Genomic DNA, 19,138 nt, shown 5'->3' with positions numbered 1-19,138 from the left:
GCCCTTCCCCTATCTTGGCGATAAAGGCGTCTTTCCCTTCGCGTTCCCATTCGATATGTCATCGTGCAACTCGAACACAGATGCACGCAGGACTAGATCAATGGCGATGGAAAAGACATTCGACGCGGCAACCGCAGAAAGCCGCCTGTTTAACGCCTGGGAGCAAGCAGGCTGCTTTACCGCTGGGGCCAATGCAAAACCAGAGGCTTCCAGCTATTGCATCATGATCCCGCCCCCCAACGTCACAGGCGTTTTGCACATGGGGCATGCGTTTAACAACACGCTGCAGGATATCCTGATCCGCTGGAAACGCATGCAGGGCTTTGACACCCTCTGGCAGCCGGGCTGTGATCACGCAGGCATCGCAACCCAGATGGTGGTTGAACGCGAACTGGCCAACACCCAACAGCCCAGCCGCGCTGAAATGGGGCGCGAGGCTTTCCTTGAAAAAGTCTGGGACTGGAAAGGCAAATCCGGCGGCACCATTATCAATCAGCTCAAACGCCTTGGGGCTTCCGCTGATTTCTCACGTACCGCCTTCACCATGTCTGGCGCGCCGGGCGCGCCTGCGGATGAGGCCGACGGCAATTTCCACGACGCCGTCATCAAAGTCTTTGTTGAGATGTACAACAAAGGTCTGATCTATCGCGGCAAGCGTCTGGTGAACTGGGATCCCCATTTTGAAACCGCGATTTCCGATCTTGAGGTCGAAAACATCGAGACCCCCGGCCATATGTGGCACTTCAAATATCCGCTCGCAGGTGGGGCGACCTACACCTACGTGGAAAAAGACGAAGACGGCAATGTCACGCTGGAAGAAACCCGCGATTATATCTCAATCGCGACCACGCGTCCTGAAACCATGCTGGGCGATGGCGCAGTTGCCGTGCACCCGTCGGATGAACGCTACGCGCCCATCGTGGGCAAGCTCGTGGAAATCCCAGTAGGGCCAAAAGAGCACCGTCGCCTGATCCCAATCATCACGGATGAGTACCCCGACAAAGACTTTGGCTCGGGTGCGGTAAAGATCACCGGCGCGCATGATTTCAACGACTATCAGGTTGCCAAGCGCGGCGGCATTCCGATGTATCGCCTGATGGATACCAAAGGCGCAATGCGCGCGGATGGTGCGCCATACGCGGAAGAAGCCGCCAAAGCGCAGGCGCATGCGAAGGGTGCAGAATTCACCGAAAACGAGATTGACGCGATCAACCTCGTGCCAGAAGAGCTGCGCGGCCTTGATCGCTTTGAAGCGCGTAAAGCGGTTGTGGAGCAGATCACATCCGAAGGTCTGGCGGTGATGATCACCGAAACGCAGACGGTAAAGGATGATGACGGCAACGAGACTGAGGTTTCCCAGATCGTTCCCTTTGTCGAGAACAAACCGATCATGCAGCCCTTTGGCGACCGCTCCAAAGTTGTCATTGAACCCATGCTGACCGACCAGTGGTTTGTCGACGCTGAAAAGGTTGTTGGCCCGGCGCTGGATGCCGTAAAAGACGGCACCGTCAAGATCCTGCCTGAAAGCGGTGAGAAGACCTATTACCACTGGCTGGAAAACATCGAGCCCTGGTGCATCTCGCGCCAACTGTGGTGGGGCCATCAGATCCCGGTATGGTATTTCCCTGGCCGGAATAAAGATGGATCGGTCGGCGACCCAGACGGTGCCTACGACGGCCCACTTGCAATCTGTGCATCAGACACCAAAGAACTCGCGGCGATCGTAAAAGAGCGCTTTAACGGCGCTATCTTTACAGAAATCTCTTCTGACTTTTCAGCGCCAGACAACAACCCAATGGATGCATTCATGACGAATAGCCTCCTTGGCACAAATGAAGACTATTCGTCATTGGTTGGCTTCCGCGACCCCGACGTTCTGGACACTTGGTTCTCCTCCGGCCTCTGGCCCATCGGCACGCTGGGCTGGCCGAATGACACGCAGGAGATGGCGACGTATTTCCCCACCTCAACCCTGATTACGGGCCAAGACATTCTGTTCTTCTGGGTGGCGCGCATGATGATGATGCAGCTGGCCGTTGTGGATCAGGTGCCGTTTGACACCGTGTATCTGCATGGCCTTGTGCGCGATGCCAAGGGTAAGAAGATGTCAAAATCCACCGGCAACGTGGTGGACCCGCTGGATATCGTGGATGAATACGGCGCAGACGCGCTGCGCTTTACCAATGCCGCGATGGCCAGCCTTGGTGGCGTTCTGAAGCTTGATATGAAACGCATTGAGGGCTACCGGAACTTTGTCACCAAACTGTGGCAGGCCTCATCCTATGGCGACAATGTCATTGATGCCTTCTCGGCGGAACGTGATGCGGATGCGCCCAAAGCCACCCTGCCCCTCAACCGCTGGATCATCGGTGAAATCGCCAAACTGCGCGAAGAGGTGGACAGCGCCTTTGACGCCTTCCGGTTCAATGACGCGGCCAACGCGCTTTATGCCTTCTTCTGGAACACCTTCTGCGCCCGCTATCTGGAGTTCACCAAACCGATCTTCCACGGCGACGATCAGGCGGCCAAGGACGAAACACAGGCGGTCTATGCTTGGGCGATTGATCAATCCCTGATCCTGATGCATCCGATCATGCCCTTTGTGACCGAAGAAATCTGGAACGTCACCGACGGGCGCGGCATTGAAACTGGCGATGCCTCAAAAATGCTGATCCACGCAGACTGGCCAACCTACAAGGCTGCAGATCTGGTCGATGCAGAGGCCGAGGCAGAAATGAATTGGGTCATTGCCGTGATCGATAATGTCCGTTCAGCCCGGGCGCAGGTGAACGTGCCTGCTGGTGCCCAAGTGCCTATGGTTGTCACCCAGATTGATGCCGCAGGCAAAGCCTATTGGGATCGCAATGAAGCGCTGATCAAACGCTTTGCCCGTATCGACAGCCTGACCGAAATGGATGAAGCGCCCAAGGGCAGCATTGCCATCGCCGCTCCGGGGGCAAGCTTTGGCCTCCCCCTGGCAGAGATCATTGATGTGGCGAAAGAAAAGGCACGTCTGGAAAAGACGCTTGGCAAACTGGCCAAAGAATTGGGCGGACTGCGCGGGCGTTTGAACAACCCCAAATTCGCCGACAGCGCCCCGGCTGAGGTCATCGCGGAAACCCGCGCCAACCTTGCGGCACGTGAAGAAGAAGAAGCAAAGATCAAAGAAGCCTTTGAGCGTCTTGCTGAAATCGCGTGATTTGAACTGACATAACCGCCTGCCATAAATGTCGTGGCAGGCGGATCCACTTTGCATATCTATCGCACAGAATTTTCCATGGGGAATGTCAGCGCAATCGGCTCATTGCCTTTGCCGCCAATCTGCGTCAGCTTAGCCTTATTCGGGAAAAGGGAGGCAGGCGCCAATGGCAAAGGGATACTGGATCGGACACGTCGATATTGAGGACATAGCGCAATATCAATCTTATGTAGAAGCCAACGCCTCTCCCTTTGCTGAGTTTGGAGCCCGTTTCCTTGTGCGTGGTGGCAGCCAAGAGCCGCAAGAAGGTAAATTGCGCGCGCGTACCGTTGTGATTGAATTTAAAGATATCGAAACGGCACGGGCCTGTTATGCTTCACCTGCTTATCAACGCGCAAAAGCCCTGCGTGATCCGGTGGCACAGGCGGATCTGATTATCATCGAGGGCTATGATGGCGCACAACCATAAGACTGTTGGAGCAAAGCAGACGCTCAGACAACAGCGACACCGGGGGATCTACATATGTTGAAAAAACTTTTTCAGGCGTTTCGCCCCAAGACATCCTCACCTTTGCCCGATCCAGACGCTGAACTGGCGTTGGGGGCTCTTTTGGTTCGTGTGGCACAATCTGATCGTGATTACCAAGTTGAGGAAATCAGCCTGATCGATCGCATTCTGGCACGGCTTTATCAGCACAATGCATTAGAAGCAGCCAAAGTCCGCGCCACCTGTGAAAAACTGCACGCCGCAGCACCCGAAACCGATACTTTTGGACGGTTGATCCGCGAAACCACGGGGCTGGAAGAGCGCCTAGCTGCGCTTGATGCGCTGTGGGAGGTGGTTTTAGCGGACAACATCGAACGTGAAGGCGAAGTTCAGATTGTAGATGACGCCTGCAAAGCGATGGGCCTTTCTGTCATCGACAACAAAAAAGCACGCGCAAAAGCGCATGCAAAGCTTTACCCAAGTGCAAAGACCGAGTGACATGTTTAAAGATATTCTCAATCTCCTGCTTGCCCCCATCAATGAACCCCTACAGGACACCGATGCGCGGCTGGCCTTAAGCGCCCTTTTGGTGCGTATCGCCCGGTCTGATCACGATTATGCAGAGATTGAAAAAGACCGGATCGACCGAATTATTGGCACTCGTTTCGACTTAGAGCTGGGTGAAGCGACACTCTTGCGCGAACAAGCTGAAGAAATGGAAGCCGAAGCGCCAGACACCGTGCGCTTTACCCGCGCGATCAAAGAAGCTGTGGTTTACGAAGAGCGTATCGCCATCGTTGAAGCCATGTGGCAAGTGGTCCTTGCAGACGGAGACCGCGATCCCGAAGAAGATGCGCTGTTGCGTTTGGCAACCAACCTCCTTGGGGTAAATGATGTCGACAGCGCGCGCATCCGCCAAAAAGTCGAAACAGACCGTTCACACTCGTGACTAAAACTCTCAATATTTGATCAAACATTCCCGGTCGCGCCCGATCTTCTGCCCAAATTGTAGCAATATGCGCATATGCGCCCATGTTTGCGGATTGCAATCGTCAAAAAAATAGGTCCAATAGAGAATAAATCTAAAGACAACGGACCAAATTCCCTTGACTGAACAAACACCCGTTCTCGAAATTCGTGATCTACACAAATCTTATGGCGATTTAGACGTCATAAAAGGCGTCAGTATCACCGCACATCGGGGAGACGTGGTTTCACTGATTGGATCGTCGGGGTCGGGGAAATCAACCTTGCTGCGCTGTTGCAACTTGCTTGAGGACAGCCAGAACGGGGAAATCCTCTTTCAGGGCGAACCTATTTCTTGGGCAGGGAGCGGGCCAAACCGTCGCCCTGGTGATGCAAAACAAGTCATCCGCGTCCGCACGAACCTCAGCATGGTGTTCCAGCAATTTAATCTCTGGCAGCATATGACCATTCTGCAGAATGTTATGGAAGCACCCATTACCGTGCTTGGGCGTGACAAAGGCGAAGTCGAAGAAAAAGCCAGACACTACCTAAACCAGGTTGGTATTGGCGACAAAGGCAATATGTATCCAGCCCAGCTTTCAGGCGGCCAGCAGCAACGCGCAGCTATCGCACGCGCCTTGTGTATGGAGCCGGAAGCCCTGCTCTTTGATGAACCAACATCTGCGCTGGACCCAGAGTTGGAACAGGAAGTTATCAAAGTCATCAAAGATCTGGCGAAAGAAGGCCGTACAATGATTATTGTGACGCATGACATGGATATGGCGGCAGATGTCTCAACCCAGGTGGTCTTTCTGCATCAAGGTTTGGTCGAAGAACAAGGGTCACCTGATCAAGTCTTCGCCAATACGCAATCCGAACGGCTCAAGGGGTTTCTCAAATCCACGCGCCACGGTTAACCTCAGATAAAACAAGTAATAACGATCCAAAAAGGGGAGATGAATCTAAATGAAGTCCATTATCCTAAGCACCACAGCTCTTGTATTGAGCGCGGGTGTCGCATTCGCGGATACCACTGTACGTATGGGCACCGAAGGCGCATATGCACCTTATAACTTTATCAATGACGATGGTGAGGTTGATGGTTTTGAGCGCGAACTGGGTGACGCCCTGTGTGAGGCAGCTGAGCTGAAGTGTGAATGGGTCACAAACGAATGGGATTCAATCATCCCGAATCTCGTTTCTGGCAACTATGATACTATCATCGCTGGCATGTCGATCACCGATGAACGTGATGAGGTCATCGACTTTACCCAAGCTTACATTCCACCAGAAGCCTCCCGCTATATCGGTCTGTCAGAAGATGCAGACATTGATGGCGTCGTTGCATCACAAACCTCAACCATCCAATCCGCCTATGTGGCTGAAAGCGGTGCTACCCTGCTGGAATATGCAACGGGCGATGAACTGATTGCCGCCCTACGCAGTGGCGAAGCTGACAGCGTCTTCTTCCAGGGATCATTCCTTGAACCCATCGTCGAAGAGAATGCAGATATTGTTTGGGTTGGCGAACCGGTTCCTCTTGGTGGCGGCGTTGCCATGGGCATCCGCGAGTCTGATGCCGAGCTCAAAGCCAAATTTGACGCTGCAATCGAAACGATGAAAGCAGATGGCAGCCTGAATACACTGATCTCCAAGTGGTTTGGCGAGGGTGCTCAGACCTTCTGATTGCACTAACAGTACCGCGACAGGCGTGGCCCCTCAGGCCTGCTTGTCGCGTCTTTTATTTACGAAGGCCTGATGTTTTCTTACTGCGCTGACCCTCAATCTCTCTCTGGTTTGACCTGGCTCTCCTGCTATCTGACCACGGGAAAGCATATGTCACTTTATAGTGCGGTTTTCACCGTGCTTATTCTTCTTGCTGTCACGGCCCCTGTTGCGCTCAGCTTCGGGTTTGGCGGTGCGATAGCAGCAAGATCCCGCATCGCGCCATTTCGTTGGTTTGGCAAAGGCTACATTGCCATTGTGCGTGGTGTACCCGATGTTGCGTTTTTCCTATTCTTTGTGATCGCCCTTGATCAGGGCATCGAATATCTGCGCCACAAAGTAAAATGTCCCGACTGGGACGACCCTATTCGTCAGGGTGCCGATTTTATTGTCTGCCAAACGGCAAAAATGCCTTTGGGCGACGCACCACAATGGGTGCATGAAACCTATGGCTTTGCGCTGGCCGTGATCACCTTTGCCATCGTCTTTGGTGCTTTTGCTGGTAACATCTTATATGGCGCGATGCAGTCCGTGCCCCATGGTCAGATGGAAACTGCGGAAGCCTATGGCATGACCCCCAATCAGGCCTTTTGGCGCATTCTGGTTCCACAGATGTGGGTCTACGCACTGCCCGGTCTGTCAAACCTCTCGATGGTTCTGATCAAAGCAACACCGCTTCTGTTCCTCTTGGGAGTGGAAGACATCGTCTACTGGGCACGAGACCTTGGTGGAATCAAATCTGCCCGTTTCACAGATTACCCGCACGGTGATTGGCGTATGTGGTATTTTCTTGCTTTGTTGATATTCTATCTCTGCTTCACCAAAATTTCTGAAAAAATACTGGATCGCATCCACCTCCGCCTCTCACGTGGGCAAGCGACAATCGCTGGAGAAGCCCAAAGGAAAGCCGCATGAGCTGTCTGCAAACCATACAAGACTATGGCCTGCGTGCGATCGGCTATGGGGAACGCCTGTTACCCCGCAGTGATTTCACCCTATGCGAGCAATTTACCCTGATTGGGTCAGGCATGCTTTGGAATATTTACTTTGGAAGCATCGCTGTGCTCTTGGGGTTTTTCCTCGCCAATGCACTTGCAGTGGCCAAAATGGCGCAATCTCCCGTGTTGCGCAAACCAGCAGAGATCTTTGTTTTCCTGTTTCGGGGCTCTCCGCTGTTTATTCAGTTCTTCTTTGCGTATTTCCTGTTCTTGAACCTCAAATCGGTCTCTTCGTTTTTTGATCCCTTTTCATCAGCCTGGCTGGGGGCATTGGTCGTTTTGTTCCTGAACACCTCGGCCTATACCGCTGAAATCTTTTACGGCGCCTTGCGATCTGTGCCAAAAGGAGATGTCGAAGCCGCAGATGCATACGGATTGACCGGATGGAATAAATTTCGCCGCGTTTTATGGCCGACCTCAATGCGCCTTGCATGGCCTGCCTACACAAACGAAGCGATCTTTCTGTTTCACGCGACAACCCTTGTGTTCTTCTCAGGCTTTCCTGCAAAACGACAGCAGGGGGATGCGCTTTATTATGCGAATTACTTTGCGGATAAGACGTTCAATCCATTTGTCCCCTACCCTATCCTAGCGGCTTATTTCATCTTACTGACACTGCTGGTGATCTTTTTGTTTGGACGTATAAACACCCGTTTGAACAGACATCTTCCACGTCCCAAAAGACAAAAGATAAAACTCAAACTCAACCTGATCCGTTAAGACCAAAGGCTCCCAATTGGGGGCCTTTTTTATTTTTGTGGCCAGCGTTTCATCAACCAGAATATTTTGATCAAATTTTCTTTGCGTCTGCGCACGGCTTCGTTACGGTTGAAAAAAGGCACAAGGAGGTTGGTATGGATCTGTCAGATTTGTCCTCAATTCGCATTGCAGCAGCAGATATGAATGGGATTCTGAGGGGCAAACGTATGCCATCTGATCTTGCCGAAAAGCTATCTGACGGTACCGCAAGAATGCCCCTGTCCACGCTGAACGTGGATCTATTTGGCAGGGATGTAGAGGAGAGCGAGCTTGTCTTTAAAACAGGCGACGCAGATGGTGTGTTAAAGCCAACAGAGCGTGGACCCCTTCCTATGCCATGGCTAGACACCCCATCCGCTCTCTTTCCAATGATGATGTACAACGAAGATGGATCTGCCTTTGACGGAGACCCACGCCATGCTTTGATCCACACACTGCAACAGTTTACGCACCGCGGCTGGCAGGTCTGGGCTGCCACCGAAATGGAGTTTTATCTGGTTGACGACAGCTCAGATCATCTCGCACCGCCGATCAATCCGACCACAGGACAACGGCTTGATCAACAGGCTGTCCTGTCCTTGGAAGAACTAGACGCATTTGACGCATTTTTCTCTGATCTCTACGCAGCAGCCGAAGAAATGGGTATCCCCGCGCAATCCGCGATCTCTGAGGGGGGACTGGGGCAATTTGAAATTAACCTCAATCACCAACTCGCTTTGCGCGCCGCGGACGATGCGCTTTTATTCAAAGGGTTAGTACGCGGCCTTGCGCGCAAACATGGTTTTGCGGCGACCTTTATGGCCAAACCCTATGGGGAGGAAGCCGGAAACGGAATGCATGTGCATTTCTCAATTGTGGACAAAGACGGCCGGAATGTTTTCGATGATGGCGGTGAGGCCGGAACGTCGCTCTTGCGACATGCGGTTGGGGGGTGTGTGGCGGCGATGCCAGCCAGCACATTGATCTTTGCGCCACACGGCAACTCGTATGAACGCTTTACTCCGGGTGCACATGCGCCCACCAAAGCCGCCTGGGGGTATGAAAACCGCACGGCAGCCATCCGCATTCCCGGTGGAAACCCTGCGGCCCGACGGATCGAACACCGGGTCGCCGGTGGAGATATAAACCCCTACCTGCTTTTAACTGCGATCCTGGGCGCCGCTTTGATCGGGATTGAGGACAAGATGATCCCACCGCCCGCCATTGGCGGCAACACCTATGAAGAAAAAGGACTGCCACGTCTCGCCGCAACCTGGCAAAACGCCGTAGATCTTTTTGAATGCGATCCGCTTATTGCGCGTATTTTCCCGGCTCAGATCATTCAAAATCTGGTCATGATGAAACGTCAAGAAATTAAAACATTTGCGGCATTACCAGCCCAGAACCATTGGCGCACTTGGCTGGACCTCGTATGACTGTATCAGTCAGAGATATCTGGCATTCTACAGAACTTGATCAAATTGGTGACCTATGAAAATCGGCATCCTTCAGACCGGACACTCGCCAGAGGCGCTGTTCCAAAATCTTGGCAATTACGACCAGCTGTTTCACAAGATGCTTTCTGGGTACGGGTTTACATTCGATACCTTTGCCGTGGTTGACGGCGTCTTTCCAGATACCATCGAAGCTGCCGACGGCTGGCTGGTCACGGGGTCCAAACACGGCGCTTACGAATCCCATTCATGGATCCCCCCCCTCGAAGCATTGATCCGCGAGATCTATGCCGCAAAGCGCCCCCTCGTTGGCGTGTGCTTTGGACATCAAATTATTGCGCAGGCCCTTGGCGGACGTGTCGAAAAATTTGACAAAGGGTGGAGCGTCGGACGCACTGAATATGAAATGAATGGTGAGACGATCGCCCTCAATGCTTGGCATCAGGATCAAGTGGTTGAACGGCCCAAAGCAGCCCGCGCAATTGCTGGAAACACCTTTTGCGAGAATGCAATTCTATCTTACGAAGGCAATGCTTGGACGATACAAGCGCACCCAGAATTCGACAGCGCATTTATCGATGGCCTGATTCAAAATCGCGGCAAAGGTGTTGTGCCCGATCCCTTGTTGGCACGCGCACAGGATCGCTTGAATAAGCCCACCGACAATGCTCGTTTCGCCAAGGAAATTGCGTCTTTCTTTCAATCAGCGAGGCCCTAATGTCAGATTGGACCACCTCTTGGCCCACAGCCGCCCAGCTCTATCTGGAAGGTCACCGACTGGACGAGGTGGAATGTATCATCTCTGATCTCCCCGGTATTGCCCGCGGCAAAGCGGTGCCAGCGTCAAAGTTTGCACGCCAAGACTATTTTCACCTACCTGACAGCATCTTTTTCCAGACGATCACAGGCGGCTGGGGTGAAGCCGCCGATGAAGATGGCTTCATCGAAAAAGACATGATCCTGAAACCGGACTTCACAACCACAACCGCGGCCCCTTGGACCGGCGACTGGACGCTACAGGTCATCCATGACGCTTATGATCGGGATCACAATCCCATTCCTTACAGTCCGCGCAATGTTCTGAAACGCGTTGTACAGCTCTACCATGATCAAGGGTGGAAACCTGTCGTCGCACCTGAGATGGAATTCTACCTGGTTGCACGCAACACAGACCCGGCGCGTGAAATCGAACCCATGATGGGCCGCTCAGGACGACCCGCAGCGGCGCGGCAGGCCTATTCGATGACTGCTGTTGATGAATTTGGTCCCGTCATCGATGACATCTATGATTTTGCCGAAGCTCAAGGATTTGAGATTGATGGCATCACGCAGGAAGGCGGTGCTGGTCAGTTAGAAATCAATCTGCGCCACGGAAACCCCGTCAAATTGGCCGATGAGGTTTTCTTTTTCAAACGTCTGATCCGCGAAGCAGCCCTGCGCCACAATTGCTTTGCAACCTTTATGGCGAAACCCATCGCGCATGAGCCGGGAAGCGCGATGCATATTCACCATTCCATTATTGATATGGAAAGCGGAAACAACATTTTCTCTGGTGCCCAAGGTGGCGAGACCGACGCCTTTTATCACTTTATCGCAGGGCTCCAGAACCACCTGCCTGCAGGTCTTGCAGTGATGGCACCTTATGTAAATTCATATCGGCGCTATGTGAAAGACCACGCAGCCCCCATCAACCTGGAATGGGCGCGTGACAACCGCACCACCGGCATTCGCGTTCCCCTCTCTGACCCCAGTGCCCGGCGCGTCGAAAACCGTATCGCTGGCATGGATTGTAACCCTTACCTTGGCATCGCTCTCTCGCTTGCCTGTGGTTACTTGGGGTTGATGGAGCAGAAGCGGCCGCGGCGCCAATCCAAAGGCGACGCCTATGAAGGCGATGGGGATATCCCGCGGGTGATGGGCGATGCACTTGATCTATTTGACCAATCCAACGCATTGCATGAAATCCTGGGACCTGAATTCGCCCGCGTGTATTCCATCGTGAAACGTGCCGAATACGACGAGTTTTTACAGGTCATTTCCCCTTGGGAACGCGAACATCTGCTTATGAACGTTTGAGACTGGCAATCTTCAGCCGATAAAATCGCTCTCACGCAACAGTTCTGTGAAATCTTTGCGCAACACAGCGACACAGGTTGGCATAGCTCACGTCTTCATTTAGATTATCCAAAGAGTAAATTCAGGATTTTGAAATATGGTACAAGTGCCCGACGTTCACACCGCTGAAGCCATTCCCCAGGATGCACGCGCAGCCATCGACGCCTTATTGCAAAGTGGTGATCTTTTCCGTTACACGGCCGCAGAAAATGCGCCTGTGACACTCTTGGAACAGGAATTTGCGGCGTTGCTTGGCACAAAATATGCGCTGGCTGTCTCTTCCTGCTCAGCAGCTTTGTTTCTCTCTCTCAAAGCCCTTGAACTGCCGCGTGACGCGCGTGTTCTGATCCCTGCCTTTACATTTGCAGCCGTGCCCTCGTCCGTTGTACATGCGGATTGCGTGCCCGTACTGTGCGAAGTTGCAGACAACTATCGTATCAATATGGCAGATTTTGAGGCCAAGCTGGACCAAGACATCAAAGCCGTCATCATCAGCCATATGCGAGGTCACACCTCTGACATGGACGCCATAATGGCGCTGTGCAATGCACGTAATATCCCAGTGATCGAAGACGCCGCCCATTCCCTTGGCACCACTTGGCACGGTCAGAACATAGGAACCTTGGGGAAAATCGGTTGTTTCTCCTTTCAGTCCTACAAGATGATCAACGCAGGTGAAGGTGGCATCCTTGTTTCCAACGATGCAGACCTTATCGCGCGTACCGTGATTATGTCTGGCGCCTATGAGCACAATTGGAAAAAGCACAAAGGGCCAGAAGGTCAAAACGACCCCGAGCTTCAGAATGCATTTGACCGCTGGCAGAACAAACTGCCGCTGTACAACCTGCGTATGTCCAATCTGTCAGCTGTGGTGATCCGCCCTCAACTGCCTGAACTTGCCCGTCGCGTGCGCGATGGTCTGGCCAATCATAATTATGTCGCGGATCGCTTGCACAGCTCAGATGTTTTACGCGTGCCAGATCCGCTGCCGCCCGAAGAACGTGCGCCGGATTCGATCCAATTCAATCTTGTCGGTTTAAGCGAAGCACAGATTGATCTCTTTGCAGCAACAGCTGCAGAAAACGGTATAAAAGTTCAGATTTTTGGCCGTTCACAAGACAATGCCCGTGCATTTTGGAACTGGCAGTTTTTAGGCGACACGCCAAATCTTCCACAAACCCGAAAGATGTTGATGCAGGCCTGTGACGTCAGACTTCCTGTGCGTTTGTCTCGCGAAGAACTGGATGTAATCTGTGACATCCTACTAAAGGCTGCAGCAACAGCAACAAACCGCGCTGCCGCCTGATCCTTGATGATACAGCGTCGCGCATCAGCGCGACGCTTGGCCCAACGGAACGCAGTCCCGAATGGGGCTAAAGTTCGGGCGGGAGAGCCCCCCTTTTCTAAGCAAAGCTCCAAACGCGCTTTATTTCATTTTAGAAAGCTTATCCTGTAATTCAGCAAGCTGGCGTTTGATATCACTCAGGTCTTCCTCCCCGTCTGATGCTTCGCCGTCTCTTGCCTCTCCAGCGCCAGGCCATCCCGTCCCAAAACCGCCCGTCATCGCCTTAAGAAACGCTTCCTGCTGGCTTTTCATCGCCTCAAATCCCGGTATTTGCGCCATGGGATTCATTGAAGTCATGTTTTCCATCATCTTAGACTGGCTTTCCCGCAACATATCAAACGAGCTTTGCAGGAATTGCGGCATCACACCACCACCTGGAACCATGTAGCTGCGCACCAGATCACTTAGCACGTTGATTGGCAGCACATTTTCACCGCGGCTTTCATGTTCCGCAATAATTTGCAGCAAATATTGGCGCGTGAGGTCATCGCCAGATTTCAAATCAACGATCTGAACTTCGCGCCCTTCGCGGATAAAGCCTGCGATATCCTCCAGCGTCACATAGTCACTGGTTTCTGTATTATAGAGCCGTCGACTTGCATATCGTTTGATAAGTAAGGGGCTGACCTGTTCCGCCATATCAATCCTCTCAGAACCTTGATGCGCTGCAGCAAATCCTATGCGAGTGCAAAACAAAAGAAAAGCCTTGCGAACACCACAAAAGATTGGGTCGCCTTCAGCAACCGCATCCTGTCCATATATCAAACAAAAAAAGGCAGACCCAAAGGTCTGCCTATCACCAACACACTGTACCTCTAGGGAGGAGGGAACAGATACAATATGTCGATTTAAATTACTTCGCAGCAGTTGCTTTCTTTGCTGCTGTGGTCACCTCATCGGTGGCTTTTTTTACAGCAGCTGTGGCTTCTTCGCTGATGTCTTTCCCAGCGGCCATCAGCAGTTCAACTGTCTCCATTTGAACTTTCTTGGCAACTTCAGCAAAGGCCGCCATGTTTTCGGCAGCAACTTCGGCAGACGCAGATGCATAATCAGTTGCGACTTTTGCATAATCCGCAGGCTCTGCTTGCGCTTTGGAAATGGTGCCCAGCTTTGCAATCGCGTCTTTGGTCCAGACGTTTGAAATCTCAGCAGATTTCTCTGCCGCTTCCAATGCTACAGAAGCCAGCTTCTCGTTCAAAGCGGCGGTATTTTTGAATGCGTCTTCCATTGCAGATGTGTCTACAGGGAAAGAGCCCATCATGTCTTTCATAAGTGCGGTGAAGTCTTGGGTCTTAGCCATCTTAGTAATCCTTGAAAAGCAGCGGATTTCGTACCGCGTTGTTTGATGATGACAATATGAATGCTGCGATGCAGCAAATCAAGTTTTTTATGCTGCATCGCAGAAAAATTATCGCAAAACCCGCAAAATCAATCAGTTGCCTTGATCAAAATATAACTTCCGGGCGCATCCTGTAGCGCTGGAGACGACTCACTGCCCGGTTTTCGCGCTGGAACCTGCTTGCCGGACCGTTTTTTCAACCAATTTGACCACAGCGGCCACCACGATCCCTCGTTAAAGGTGGCACCTTCCATCCATTCAGCAGCACTCCCCTTGAGTTTGGTATTGGTATAGTGGCCATACTTGTTCCGGTTGGGCGGGTTCACAATCCCTGCGATATGCCCTGATTGGGAAACGACAAAGGTCTTGCTGCGAGATCCCATCTGCTGCACGCCGCGCAAACATTCCGTCCATTGCGCAATATGATCTGTCTCACAGCTGATCGCCATAAGTGGTACATCCACATCCTTCAGTTTGAGCGTCTCACCAAGAAGTTCAAACCCCTCTTCCGCAAATTCATTGCGCTGGCACAGACCACGCAGATATTGCATCGCCATTTTGCCCGGCAGATTGGATCCATCCCCATTCCAGAACAAAAGATCAAAAGCAGGCGGCGCCTCTCCCATCATGTAACTGCGTATGGCCGGCCGATAGATCAAATCATTCGAACGCAGGAACGAAAAGGTACGCGCCATAATCCAAGACTTTAAAATCCCGTCATGGCTCACCTGTTCTTCGATCCCGTCAATGAAATCATTCTGCAGAAAGGGTGTGAACTCTCCCTGATCTGAAAAATCAGTCAGCGTAGTGAAAAAAGTGGCTGACTTTATAGATTTGTCGCCCCGCGCCTTCAGCAAGGCCAAGGTCAGGCTCAGCGTTGTTCCAGCAATACAATATCCGATCGCATTGATCTGTGGCACGTCACAGATTTCTTTTACAACGTCGATGACTTTCAAATATCCATCTTGGATATATTCCTCCATGCCAACATCGGCATAGCTCTCATCCGGGTTGACCCATGAGACCACAAACAATGTGTAGCCCTGATCTGTCACCCATTTCACAAAACTATTTTTCTCTTTCAGATCGAGGATATAATATTTGTTGATCCAAGGTGGAAACATCACGATCGGTGTCTGATGAACTGTCTCAGTCGTTGGACGATACTGGATCAGTTCCAGCATTTTATTGCGAAAAACCACATCCCCCGGTGTCGTCGCAAGGTTGCGGCCCACCTCAAAGGCGTTTTCATCCACCAGGCGAACGATCATTTCGCCATTGTTGGCTTCAAGATCCGCAACCAGGTTCTCCAACCCATCAACAAGCGATTGACCATCTGTTTCCAGGGCCCGTTCAAGCGCTTCTGGGTTTGTCGCCAGAAAATTCGTCGGAGCCATCATCTGGACAATCTGATCCGCAAAATACCGCAAGCGTTTTTTATCGATCGGTTCAAGCTCGTCGACCTCTTCAACCGCCTCATGAATGGCATTGGCGTTGGTTAAATACTGTTGCTTGATATATCTAAAATAAGGATTGCTCTCCCACATACCGTGGGAAAAACGCCGATCCGAGATTGCTGACTCTGAAATCTCGTCTTCTGCTTTGGCCGCATTCTGCGCCTCAGCAAAATTTGCCATCGTTTGCCCCCAATAGGCGGCTTGCTGTTCCATCAAACGCGCCGGGTTCTGCCACATCTCAGCCCAATATGCCGTCGCCGCACGCGCAAACAATTCTTGATTCGGACCATCCAATCCCGGGTTATGTGGTTCTTTAAGTGCCACTGCTTGTGCCAATCGCTTGGATAGCTCATCGACACGAGACATGTTTTCCTTAAGAAGATCAACATGTTCTGGCGAACCCACTTTTGAAACGTCTTCACTTGTTGTCATCTTAAATAATCCCTCCTAGTCTTTCTGCTATGCAGAATAGCGGCCTGGGTATTTTACGACAAAGAGAGCGAACTCCGAGAGGGTGATCCTTCTTATCGAAAAATTCCTGCAAGGTGTGGCACATTGAGGAGAGCCAGATGCGGTACATGGTAGCATATGACCTGATGGAAACGATGCGAAACACCAACCAATGGCTGGGGGCTTCCGCGTTATCCTTTGCCTCTTCTCCGTGCTTCTCGGCGATCCCGAACCCAGCGCTGAGCTGGATGGCTGCTTGGGGCGAAGTGACCGAGCGAACTTTTCAGCGTATGATCGTAAAACCAGACTGGGGTATTCATACCGTAACTTGCGAAGATGGGAAAGATCATCTTGTAGAAGTGGACACTGTGGTAGAGCGTCCTTTCGGAGATCTGATCCACTTCCATGTTGCTGGCCGCAAACCACAACCCCGCCGCGTCCTGCTTGTCGCACCAATGTCCGGGCATTATGCTACGCTGCTGCGCTCAACCGTGAAAAGCCTGATGGAAAACTGCGAAGTCTATGTCACGGATTGGCATAACGCGCGCGACATCCCCGTCTCAGCGGGCAAATTTGATGTGGAAGATTACACACAGTATCTTGTCGATTTCATGCGCGAACTTGGCAACGATATTCATGTCGTCGCGGTCTGTCAGCCCGTGCCTTTGACCCTTGCCGCAACGGCCTACCTTGCAGAGCAAGACCCAAAGGCACAGCCCAGCTCCCTCACCCTGATCGGCGGTCCAGTTGACCCGGACGCAACCCCAACTGATGTGACTGATTTTGGGCGCCGTGTCACCATGGGCCAGCTGGAAGAAACAGCAATCCAACGTGTTGGTTTTAAATACAAAGGCGTTGGACGTAAAGTTTACCCAGGCCTACTGCAACTTTCGTCGTTCATGTCGATGAACATGGAACGTCATTCAAAAGCCTTTGCAGACCAGATTGGGCGCGTCGCACAGGGAGACGCCTCAGACCACGATCCGCACAACCGGTTCTATGACGAATATCTTGCGGTGATGGACATGCCCGCCGAATTCTATCTTTCGACCGTTGAACGCATCTTTAAAAACCGCGAAATCGCAAAGAACGCATTTGTGGTGAATGGCCATAAGGTCGATCTAAGCAAGATCACGGATGTGGCGATTAAAACCGTTGAAGGTGCTAAAGACGACATTTCCGCCCCCGGTCAATGCATTGCAGCGCTTGATCTGTGTACTGGATTGGATGACAGTAAAAAGGCGAGCCATGTCGAACCCAATGCAGGTCACTATGGTATCTTTGCGGGCCGCAGCTGGCGCAACAACATTCGCCCATTGGTGATCGATTTCATGAACTCCAACAGCCGAACCACAGCTCCAAATCAGAAAACAGCTGCAGAATAGCACGCACCAACTTCGAGGATTTTGATGTTTGGGCGTCAGAAATTCCCGCCGCAGACTCAGGAGCTTTCTTGCGACTGTGGCAAGGTGACAGCTGTTGCGTCTCTTGAAGCCGTAAAAGCTGCCACCCGTGTAACCTGTTTTTGTGGAGATTGTCGTGCGGCTGACACCTATTTGCGCCGCGAGTCTGAAGCGCAAATCACGCCAAAGGCATCCGGTATTGAACTGTTACACATGTCGCCAGACGGTCTTTTGTTTACCAACGGCATAGAACATATACGTGTCTTTCGGCTGTCAAAGCGGGGACCACTGCGTTGGCATACGACGTGCTGCAACACCCCCATAGCCACAACACTGCCCAAACCGGATATCCCGCTTTGTGCGCTCCAATTGCGGTTCTGCAAACACCCCGAGACATTGGGCCCTGCCCGCGTAAAAGCCTTTGTGCCTCAAAAAAATGGCCCACCACGAACCGAGGGCGTGATGCAATTTGGCATGGCGCTGGTAAACCGAATTGTGAGCGCGCGCCTGTCTGGCCGCTGGAAAGAAAACCCGTTTTTCAACATGGAAACCAAAACACCGGTCAGTGAACCTTTCGTACTCAGCCAGAAAGAGCGCGCCGCATTGGATCGCTAAGCATCCCGCGCAAGACCGGTTTCTTCAGCGGGCCAGGACAACCAGTTTGCCAGCGCCTGTGTCACCAAAACAGGATTTTCAAGAGGCGCCATATGCGCGGCGTGCGGAATAATCTGTAGTTGCGAATGCGGCAATAGATCAGCCAAAAGCTTTTGGCGCTTTAGCGGGAACAATTGATCATGCTCTCCGCACAGCACCAGTGATGGCCCCTTAAAACGTCGCAAAGCACTTTGCAGATCCGCGCGTCGCTGTAACGCGCGAGATTGTTGAACAAATACATCTGCACCAAGCTCTAGGCCTATCTGTAAAATCTCTTCAGATAATGTCAGTCGCCCCGCACCCGGTGCCATCCAATCAGCACACAGGTTGGCTTTCACAGCTTCAAGCAGACGCCCCGTGCGCGCTCCGATAATCAATGGCTCTCGTTCAGAGGCTTGCGTCGGGCTTTCCGGCAACGGTGAGGTCGACATCAAACACAACCGCAACACACGCGCAGGTGCGCGGCGCACCACTTCCATTGCAACAATCCCCCCCAGCCCATGGCCAACAAGCGCAAACCGTTCTGGCAGTTGCGCCAGAGCACGCTCAGCCAAAGCTTCGATGCGATCTTCTCCTATCGGTAGAAAGCTGATCGTCGCACGCTCAGGGTTAAGCGCCAGATTTTGATGACGAAACAATCGCCCATCCATCATCATGCCCGGTATAAAGACAAGAGGATCAATCGCATCTGGCACTGGCTGCATATTCATCTCTCTTGATATTTGTGTTTGCTCAGCCCCAACAAAGAGCCGAGCGATCGCGTTAGGTTTAACTGTCTCTCAAACTGTGCCCTAAAAGAAGAGAATTT

At 52.1% G+C, this 19,138-nt stretch carries 18 protein-coding genes; 14 read left to right on the top strand and 4 right to left on the bottom strand.

Annotation, left to right across the window (positions count from 1 at the left end; translation table 11 throughout):
* Positions 1–100: 100 nt before the first annotated feature.
* The 12 genes from BLP79_RS04100 to BLP79_RS04045 all read left to right on the top strand — a co-directional run bounded on the left by BLP79_RS04100 (position 101) and on the right by BLP79_RS04045 (position 12,988).
* Positions 101–3,199, top strand: coding sequence for a valine--tRNA ligase (locus BLP79_RS04100; RefSeq protein ID WP_090216606.1), 3,099 nt, complete (start codon positions 101–103; stop codon positions 3,197–3,199).
* Between the two features lie 166 nt (positions 3,200–3,365).
* Entirely contained in the window at positions 3,366–3,668 is a 303-nt protein-coding gene (locus tag BLP79_RS04095) for a DUF1330 domain-containing protein (RefSeq protein WP_090216604.1), read from the top strand.
* Between the two features lie 54 nt (positions 3,669–3,722).
* A complete protein-coding gene (locus tag BLP79_RS04090; RefSeq protein ID WP_090216602.1) occupies positions 3,723–4,184 on the top strand; it encodes a tellurite resistance TerB family protein in 462 nt (153 codons plus the stop codon).
* Between the two features lies 1 nt (position 4,185).
* On the top strand, positions 4,186–4,635 hold the full coding sequence (locus tag BLP79_RS04085) for a tellurite resistance TerB family protein (RefSeq protein WP_090216600.1): 450 nt from the start codon (positions 4,186–4,188) through the stop codon (positions 4,633–4,635).
* Positions 4,636–4,792: 157 nt separating this feature from the next.
* The gene (locus tag BLP79_RS04080) at positions 4,793–5,569 is read left to right on the top strand and encodes an ABC transporter ATP-binding protein (protein WP_090216598.1); all 777 of its coding nucleotides are present in this window, start codon (positions 4,793–4,795) and stop codon (positions 5,567–5,569) included.
* A 49-nt stretch (positions 5,570–5,618) separates the two neighbouring features.
* Positions 5,619–6,338 (top strand): transporter substrate-binding domain-containing protein, encoded by a 720-nt coding sequence (locus BLP79_RS04075; RefSeq protein ID WP_090216596.1) that lies wholly within the window; start codon positions 5,619–5,621, stop codon positions 6,336–6,338.
* Between the two features lie 72 nt (positions 6,339–6,410).
* The gene (locus BLP79_RS04070; protein ID WP_090216595.1) at positions 6,411–7,292 is read left to right on the top strand and encodes an ABC transporter permease; all 882 of its coding nucleotides are present in this window, start codon (positions 6,411–6,413) and stop codon (positions 7,290–7,292) included.
* A complete protein-coding gene (locus BLP79_RS04065; RefSeq protein WP_090216593.1) occupies positions 7,289–8,095 on the top strand; it encodes an ABC transporter permease in 807 nt (268 codons plus the stop codon). The genes BLP79_RS04070 and BLP79_RS04065 overlap by 4 nt, the downstream gene beginning before the upstream one ends.
* Positions 8,096–8,229: 134 nt before the next feature.
* Entirely contained in the window at positions 8,230–9,549 is a 1,320-nt protein-coding gene (locus BLP79_RS04060) for a glutamine synthetase family protein (protein ID WP_090216938.1), read from the top strand.
* A 55-nt stretch (positions 9,550–9,604) separates the two neighbouring features.
* Positions 9,605–10,285, top strand: a complete 681-nt coding sequence (locus BLP79_RS04055; RefSeq protein ID WP_090216592.1) for a type 1 glutamine amidotransferase — start codon at positions 9,605–9,607, stop codon at positions 10,283–10,285.
* Entirely contained in the window at positions 10,285–11,643 is a 1,359-nt protein-coding gene (locus BLP79_RS04050; protein ID WP_090216590.1) for a glutamine synthetase family protein, read from the top strand. The genes BLP79_RS04055 and BLP79_RS04050 overlap by 1 nt, the downstream gene beginning before the upstream one ends.
* Before the next feature lie 136 nt (positions 11,644–11,779).
* Positions 11,780–12,988: a DegT/DnrJ/EryC1/StrS family aminotransferase gene (locus tag BLP79_RS04045; RefSeq protein ID WP_090216588.1), complete on the top strand. Its 1,209-nt coding sequence runs from the start codon at positions 11,780–11,782 to the stop codon at positions 12,986–12,988.
* 120 nt (positions 12,989–13,108) lie between these two features.
* Here the strand turns inward: BLP79_RS04045 and phaR are convergent, their stop codons facing one another.
* From phaR to BLP79_RS04030, 3 genes are all read right to left on the bottom strand, one after another.
* Positions 13,109–13,666 (bottom strand): polyhydroxyalkanoate synthesis repressor PhaR, encoded by a 558-nt coding sequence (phaR, locus tag BLP79_RS04040; RefSeq protein ID WP_090216586.1) that lies wholly within the window; start codon positions 13,664–13,666, stop codon positions 13,109–13,111.
* Between the two features lie 214 nt (positions 13,667–13,880).
* The gene (locus tag BLP79_RS04035) at positions 13,881–14,327 is read right to left on the bottom strand and encodes a phasin, PhaP (protein ID WP_090216584.1); all 447 of its coding nucleotides are present in this window, start codon (positions 14,325–14,327) and stop codon (positions 13,881–13,883) included.
* A 128-nt stretch (positions 14,328–14,455) separates the two neighbouring features.
* Positions 14,456–16,255, bottom strand: a complete 1,800-nt coding sequence (locus BLP79_RS04030; RefSeq protein ID WP_090216583.1) for a PHA/PHB synthase family protein — start codon at positions 16,253–16,255, stop codon at positions 14,456–14,458.
* Positions 16,256–16,392: 137 nt separating this feature from the next.
* On the opposite strand from BLP79_RS04030, the gene phaZ reads away from it, so the two are divergent.
* Positions 16,393–17,658: a polyhydroxyalkanoate depolymerase gene (phaZ, locus tag BLP79_RS04025; protein ID WP_090216582.1), complete on the top strand. Its 1,266-nt coding sequence runs from the start codon at positions 16,393–16,395 to the stop codon at positions 17,656–17,658.
* Positions 17,659–17,682: 24 nt separating this feature from the next.
* Positions 17,683–18,291 carry a DUF6151 family protein gene (locus BLP79_RS04020; protein WP_090216580.1) on the top strand — a complete coding sequence of 203 codons (609 nt, stop codon included), beginning with the start codon at positions 17,683–17,685 and terminating at the stop codon, positions 18,289–18,291.
* Here the strand turns inward: BLP79_RS04020 and BLP79_RS04015 are convergent.
* On the bottom strand, positions 18,288–19,034 hold the full coding sequence (locus tag BLP79_RS04015) for an alpha/beta fold hydrolase (RefSeq protein ID WP_090216578.1): 747 nt from the start codon (positions 19,032–19,034) through the stop codon (positions 18,288–18,290). The genes BLP79_RS04020 and BLP79_RS04015 overlap by 4 nt on opposite strands.
* Positions 19,035–19,138 lie beyond the last annotated feature (104 nt).

Source organism: Epibacterium ulvae (assembly GCF_900102795.1).
Taxonomy (GTDB): Bacteria; Pseudomonadota; Alphaproteobacteria; order Rhodobacterales; family Rhodobacteraceae; genus Epibacterium; species Epibacterium ulvae.
The sequence above is the reverse complement of the archived record's forward strand: the minus strand, read 5'-3'. Positions and strand labels throughout refer to the sequence as shown.